The following is a 6394-nucleotide window of genomic DNA, read 5'->3' as shown; positions in this document are numbered from 1 at the left end:
GGCACTGGTGGGCCGACGTCGCGCCGCTCAAGCGCGGGCCATTGCATGTCAGCCTGACCGAGCTGCTGCTCCACGACGGTCCCGCCGTGAAATACCGCGGCCTCTTCATCAACGACGAGGACTGGGGCCTCTTCCCCTGGGCCTCTCGCACCTTCGAGCCCGAGGCCCGCACGATTGGCCCGCGCACCTACGAGCAGGTCTTCCGCCTGCTGCTGCGCCTGAAGGCCAACACGCTGTGGCCGGCCATGCACCAAGTCTCGGGCGCCTTCAACGCCGATCCGCGCAATGCCGAGCTCGCGCAGCGCTATGGCATCGTCATGGGCTCATCCCACGCGGAGCCGATGCTGCGCAACAACGTCGCCGAGTGGAAGGYGCCGGCTGAGCAGTACAACTACGCAACCCATCCCGAACAGGTGCGCGACTACTGGGCCGAGCGGCTGAAGACGAATGGCCGCTTCGACAACCTCTACACGCTGGGCATGCGCGGCATCCACGACTCTGGCATGCAGGGCGGCGGCACCGTCGCCGAGAAGCAGGCGCTGTTGAACCGCTTGCTGGCCGACCAACGAGAGCTGCTGGCAAAGCACGTAGGCGACCCGGTGACGCTGCCCCAGGTCTTCGTGCCCTACAAGGAAGTGCTGCCTTTGCTGCCCGGGCTGGCCCTGCCCGACGACGTGACGCTGGTCTGGCCCGACGACAACTTCGGCTACATCCGCCAGTTCCCCGACGCGGAGCAGACCAAGCGCTCAGGCGGCTCGGGCGTGTACTACCACCTAAGTTATCTCGGCGCGCCGCTGTCCTATCTGTGGCTGTCCACCACGCCGCCCGCACTCGTCGCCGAAGAAATGGGCCGCGCCTTCGATGCCGGCGCGCAGCGGCTGTGGATCGCCAACGCCGGCGACATCAAGCCGCACGAGGTCAACCTCAGCCACTGGTTCGACCTGGCCTGGAACCCGGCCGCCGTGCGGGCGCAGGGCCAGCAGGCCTACCTTCGTGAGCTGGCGCAGCGGCTCTTCGGCGTTGCTGGCATCGCCGACATCTGGGACGGCTACTACCGCCTCAACTTCGAGCGCCGCCCCGAGCATCTGCAATATCACCTGCCCGGTGAACGCGTGAAGCGCAGTGGCCTGGCGCCGGCCGTCGTCGACGAGCGCCTGGATCGCTTCGCCCAGCTGCTTGCCCGCCTGGACGCCGTGCGCCCTCGGATCGCCGCCGCGCAGCGCGACGGTTTCTTCCAACTGGTCGAATACCCGCTGCGCGCTTCGGCCCTGGCCAACGAGCGCTTCTTCGCGTTGGAGCGCTACGCGGCGACGATGGAGCGCGATCCCGCTGGTGCCCGCCGCTTCGCCGCCCAGGCCGTGCGCGCCGATCAGCGCCTCAAGGCCTTGACCGCGCGCTGCAACGGCGGCCGCTGGGCCGGCATCCTGGCCGAGGAACCGGCCGATGGCCTTTGGACCAGCTACCGCCAGCAGGCGCCGTTGCTACCGGCCGCCGGATTGGGTGGCAGCACGGCCGATGCGCTGAGCGACATCGCGAAAGCCGCTGCCGACCTCGCACCCGTGGCCACGGCCGCTGCAGTGCCACCCGCGCTGCGTGTGACCGCCTCGCAGGGCTGGCGCCTCATCCCCGGCCTCGGTCGCGGCGACGGCGTGCTCGCCGCACAGCAGCCCGGCTCGACCTTGGCGCTGCAAGCGCAGGCACCCGCCGGCGCCAGCTGCCTGCGCGTCTACGTGCTCCCCACCTACCCGTTGACCGCAGGCGAGCCCTGGCAGGCTGACGTGGTCGTCGACGGCCAGACCCACCCACTGCGCTGGCCGCGCGGCGTGCAGGACGCCGCCTGGGGGCAGGGCGTGCTGGCCAATCGACTGAGCGCATCCCTGACCCTGCCAGAACGCGCCGCCGGAACGCTGCGGCTGCAACTGGCGGCCGGCCAGCGCGACCTGATGTTCGATGGCGCGGAACTGCTGCCCGGTGCCTGCCGCTCCTGACCGCGAGTCAGAATTCCCAACCTTGTTGACCCCACCTCCCCATGAGAGCACGCATCCCAGTCACGCTGATCCCTTGTCTGCTGGCCCTCACAGGCGCCGCTCATGCGCAGACGACTTGCGTCGCAGATTTCTCGGCGTTCGGCCAGGGGCGGTTTGCCGTCGAGATCAAGGCGAGACCGGACGGACGATTTGATGCGGTGGTCAACGGCAGCACGACGAACGCGGCCACCTCGCCCGTGGACGAAGTCGTCCGCCCCGGCTTGAACCTCGCTGCCGATCCCCATGGCAAGGAGGTTGCGCAGTTCAATGCCGCCGAACGCTCGCTGGTGCACCTGCAGGGTCTTCGCGAATCCCCGAAGACGCGTGACTTCGTCAACCTGCCGTTCTCGCCCGCCGACGTGCGGCGGCTCAGGACGTTCGACCTCATCGGCAAGACGGACAAGTTCGGCGGCCAGGTTCTGATGGAGGCCTTCGACGAGCAGGGTGCCTCGCTCGGCAAGGTGCTCCGCCGCGTGCTCGTCGCAACGTGCCGGTAACCGCTTCTGAGGTGACCTCGTGAAACTTGCTTCGCTCGCCCTTGCCGCCCTGCTCGCCGCCTCGGCCTGCCAAGCCCAGAACCCGCTGGCCCTCGGCAAGGACCTGCGCACCGCCGACCCCTCCGGCCATGTCTGGCCCGACGGCCGCCTGTGGCTCTACACCTCGCACGACGAGGAATGCCAGGCCGACTTCCACATGAAGGACTGGACCGCCTTCTCGTCCACCGACCTCGTCAACTGGACGAACCACGGCGCGGTGCTGTCGGTCAAGGATCTGAAGTGGGCTGACGACTACGCCTGGGCGCCCGACGCGGCCTACAAGAACGGCAGGTACTACCTCGTCTTCCCCGCCGGCACCGGCGTCAAGGACCGCCAGAACCCGAAGAACAGCACCAAGTGGATGGGCATCGGCATCGCCGAGAGCGACTCGCCCGCCGGCCCCTTCAAGGACATGATCGGCGCGCCGCTGTGGCGCAAGCCTTACGCCAATGACCCGGTGCTGTTCGTCGACGACGACGGCCGCGCCTACCTCTACAGCCGCACATCAGGCGTCAACTACCTGGTGGCGGAGATGGCTGACGACATGCGCAGCATCAAGGGCGAACTGCAGAAGATGGACATGGGCGGCTACGAGCCGCCGATGGAAGGCCCGTGGGTGTTCAAGCGCAACGGCCTGTACTACTTCACCATGCCCGAGCACAACCGCATCCTGACCTACTACACGGGCGCCTCGCCCAAAGGCCCGTGGACCTACCGCGGCGTCATCATGGACGCCGAGGGCGGCAACAACCACCACTCCATCGTCCAGTACAAAGGCCAGTGGCTGCTGTTCTATCACCGCTGGCTGGACGTCTCCGGTGCGGCTTGCGCAAAGAAGCAGCGGCACGTGGCGGCGGAGTACCTGCACTTCAATGACGACGGCTCGATTCGCAAGGTCGAGCGCACGGAGCAAGGCGTGGGCGACTTCGCGCAGCGCGCCGCGAAGCGCTGAGGGGGAGCGATGAACGCTGATGAATCGATCAACGCGCTGGCGCGGCAGGCCCGCGCGCATTGGGAGGCCGGGCGCCTCGACGCGGCCGAGGCCTGCTTTGTCCGAGCTATCGCCGCAGCCGGCGGGCAGGCGGGTGTCGCCGACCTGCACGGCCAGCTGGCGGCCGTGATGGACGGTGCCGGCCGTCTGGCCGATGCCGTCGCCCAATCCGAACTGGCGCTGGCGGCAGAACTGGCGCTGGGGCAGGGGGACTCGCAGCCCAGCGTGAAGGTGGCGCGCTACTTTTTGGCGGACCGGCTGCTGCGCCTGGAAGAGGCCGGGCGGGCGCTGAAGGTGCTGGCGCCGTCGCTGGCCGCCCTGCCCGATGACTGGCTGCTGAACACCGCGCAGGCCGAGGCGCTGCTGGCCGTCGGCCGCGCCGGCGAGGCCAGGGCCGCGGCCCGGTGTGCGCTGGCGAATGCCGGCTCGGACGCCAAGCGTGCCCAGTTGGCCGAACGCCTGCAGGCGGTGCTGCGGGATTGATGGTCCGCTCGCTATCGCCGCTGCAGACGGGTCATCCAGAGCAGCAGTACCTTTAGCCAGCGGCTCGTCCGGTGTCTCTTGTGCCTCGCTCTGCCAGGGTGCGCCACACTGTCATGGTGCGAGCTGTGCGGCTTGGCGGCTTGGGGACTCGCCCGGGCGTCAGCAGGTCCATGGCCTGGATGGCGCGAACCAGGAAGGGCAGGGCGAAGAGCAGCGGCATGGCCATCAGGCGGAGCGCCTGGGGCGTACCCGCCTGGAACTGGTGCAACTGGTGGACGGAGAACGGCAGCGTGAGCGCGTGCTGCGCGAGTTGCATCGTGACCGACTTGTGCCAATCGGCGTCGACGCCACTCATGGCACAGCGCTGGCGGCGGCTCAGATGAAAGTCCGGCGGGTCGCTGCGCCGCAGTCGCAGGCGCAATTCCGCTTGTGGCACAGCCGGCAGCGAAGCCATGTATTCGTGCGCTTCCAGCGCCAGCTGGAGCCGCGCCGCGTCGGCCAGGATGCCGCTGATGGCCGGGTCCGTCGAAGCGATGCCGCCCAGGATCTTCAGGCGGCGCGTGGCGTCATGCAGTTCCCAGAGCCGGATGCGGAAGCTGCGTTCCGAGTCCGGCACTTGATGACCCGCGATGTACTCAAAGGCGTCATGGGCCTCGATGACGCAGCGCGCCAGGGCGCTCATGGACGGCAGATCCCACAGATCGAGAGGCGGCTGCTGGGTGGGGTCAGGCGCCAGCCGGCGCAAGGCGATGCCGTGGGACAGCAGCTTGGCGAAGATCTGTTCGCCATAGCTGACATGCACAGCCGAGAGGGGCTGGCCGGTCAGGGCCGCGGAAACCGCCTTGCCATGTTCGAGCACGGCGTCGAACTCGCGCAGCTTGGAACGGTAGTCAGCCCAGGTATTGATCTCTTGCAGCATGCTTGCTTTGTTGCCCCGACAAGCGCGCAAGGTTAGGCGAAGTTTGGGTTGCCCAGTTTCTCGCCCATCCAGCGGGCTGCCAGCGCTGGCCATTGATCCTGCGTGCCGGCCAGTTCCCGCAGCGCGAAGCCGTGTTCGGCCTGCGGGAAGACATGGGCCTCGACGTCGAGCCGGTGTTGCTGGGCCGCGGCGATCAGGTTGAGTGCATGGGCGACGGGCACGACGGGGTCGTGCAGCGCATAGGCCAGGAACACCGGGCAGCGCGGCAGGCCGTGGGGCTGGCTGGCAATGCCGATGGGCCAGGCGTCGTAGAAGGCCTGCTTCTCGGGCGGCGGAAAGTCGGGTTTGCCGGGCGGGAACTTGTGGTCACGGTGGTTGGCGTTGAGGGGAGCGTACGCGATGACGGCGCCCGCCGATTCCCGCTGGCAGGCCATGACGCCGGCCAGATGGCCGCCGGAGGAGAGGCCCACGTGCAGCAGCGGCAGCGGCGGCAGCGTGGCGAGGTGATCCAGCGCGAGCAGACCGTCCTGCAGCGCGATGTCGAAGGGCTGGCCGTCCTGACCGGGCAGGCGATGCACCAGCACATGGGCGTMCAGCCCCAGCGTGTTCAGCCATTGCGCGATCTCGACACCTTCCTTGTCGTGCATCAGCTGCAGGTAGCCGCCGCCGGCATAGACGAGGGCACGGCCGCGCGCCGGTGAGGGCGACGGATAGGCGTGCAGCTCGGCCCGCGTCGGGCGGCGGCAGATGCGGTCGGGCGATTCGCCGTCAAAGACATTCGGCGCGCCGGCTGACAGAGCAATGAGGTTCATCGTTTCTCGGGCAGCGGCAGGCCGAAGTCCGGCATGCCGTCGGCCGTGAACGCCAGCGGCTGTACGCGGGTGGCGCGACCGGTGTCCTTCAGCGGGTCGCCGACGATGTCGCGGTAGTTGCGGGCATGGAAGACGTTCAGCACGCTGCCATCCGGCTCGGTGACGAAGCTGTTGTGGCCGGGGCCGTAAATGCCGTTCTCCGGGCTGCTGGTGAACACCGGGCCGGGCGACTTGCGCCAGTTCTTCGCGTCCAACAGGTCGGCGTTCTCGTCGGCCCACAGCAGGCCCAGGCAGTACTCGGCGCCGGTGCCGGCGGCCGAGTAGGTCATGAAGACGCGGCCGCCGTGGATGAGCACGGCCGGCGCCTCGTTGACGAAGTGGCGCACCTTCTCCCAGGCGTAGTCGGGCTGGCTCAGCCGCACCTGCGGGCCTTGCAGTTCGGTCGGGCTCTTCATGCTTGAGATGAAGATGTCGGTGCTGTGGTTCTTCTTCGCCGGGTCGGTCTGGGCCCAGGCCATGTAGCGCTGGCCGCGATGCTCGAAGACGGTGGCGTCCAGCGTGAAGGTCTCCCATTGCGTCCTGATCTGGCCGCGTTCGGTCCAGTCGCCCTGCATGGGGTCGGGCGA

Annotated in this window: 7 protein-coding genes; 4 read left to right on the top strand and 3 right to left on the bottom strand. The window is 68.5% G+C overall.

Going from position 1 to position 6394, the window contains the following annotated elements:
- The 4 genes from AC1DU6_RS16595 to AC1DU6_RS16580 all read left to right on the top strand — a co-directional run.
- Nucleotides 1–1988: glycosyl hydrolase 115 family protein (locus AC1DU6_RS16595; protein WP_477858393.1), on the top strand; the 1988-nt coding region annotated here is incomplete at its 5' end.
- A 41-nt stretch (nucleotides 1989–2029) separates the two neighbouring features.
- On the top strand, nucleotides 2030–2524 hold the full coding sequence (locus tag AC1DU6_RS16590) for a hypothetical protein (RefSeq protein WP_457323306.1): 495 nt from the start codon (nucleotides 2030–2032) through the stop codon (nucleotides 2522–2524).
- Nucleotides 2525–2543: 19 nt separating this feature from the next.
- Nucleotides 2544–3515 carry a family 43 glycosylhydrolase gene (locus tag AC1DU6_RS16585; RefSeq protein ID WP_457323305.1) on the top strand — a complete coding sequence of 324 codons (972 nt, stop codon included), beginning with the start codon at nucleotides 2544–2546 and terminating at the stop codon, nucleotides 3513–3515.
- Nucleotides 3516–3524: 9 nt separating this feature from the next.
- The gene (locus AC1DU6_RS16580) at nucleotides 3525–4037 is read left to right on the top strand and encodes a hypothetical protein (protein ID WP_457323304.1); all 513 of its coding nucleotides are present in this window, start codon (nucleotides 3525–3527) and stop codon (nucleotides 4035–4037) included.
- Between the two features lie 52 nt (nucleotides 4038–4089).
- Here the strand turns inward: AC1DU6_RS16580 and AC1DU6_RS16575 are convergent, their stop codons facing one another.
- The 3 genes from AC1DU6_RS16575 to AC1DU6_RS16565 all read right to left on the bottom strand — a co-directional run.
- Nucleotides 4090–4956, bottom strand: coding sequence for a hypothetical protein (locus tag AC1DU6_RS16575; RefSeq protein WP_477858390.1), 867 nt, complete (start codon nucleotides 4954–4956; stop codon nucleotides 4090–4092).
- A gap of 32 nt (nucleotides 4957–4988) precedes the next feature.
- Nucleotides 4989–5768, bottom strand: coding sequence for an alpha/beta hydrolase (locus tag AC1DU6_RS16570; protein ID WP_477858388.1), 780 nt, complete (start codon nucleotides 5766–5768; stop codon nucleotides 4989–4991).
- Nucleotides 5765–6394: glycoside hydrolase family 43 protein (locus tag AC1DU6_RS16565; protein WP_477858386.1), on the bottom strand; the 630-nt coding region annotated here is incomplete at its 5' end. The genes AC1DU6_RS16570 and AC1DU6_RS16565, both read right to left, overlap by 4 nt.

The sequence above is a fragment of the Roseateles sp. P5_B10 genome (assembly GCF_056400485.1).
Note: the sequence above shows the minus strand (reverse complement) of the source record. Positions and strands in the feature narration are given on the sequence as shown.

What these genes read in the sequence shown, in the direction of transcription:
- AC1DU6_RS16590 (WP_457323306.1), top strand. Translation starts at nt 2,030, where the DNA reads ATGAGAGCACGCATCCCAGTCACGCTGATCCCTTGTCTGCTGGCCCTC.
- AC1DU6_RS16580 (WP_457323304.1), top strand. Translation starts at nt 3,525, where the DNA reads ATGAACGCTGATGAATCGATCAACGCGCTGGCGCGGCAGGCCCGCGCG.
- AC1DU6_RS16575 (WP_477858390.1), bottom strand. Translation starts at nt 4,956, where the DNA reads ATGCTGCAAGAGATCAATACCTGGGCTGACTACCGTTCCAAGCTGCGC.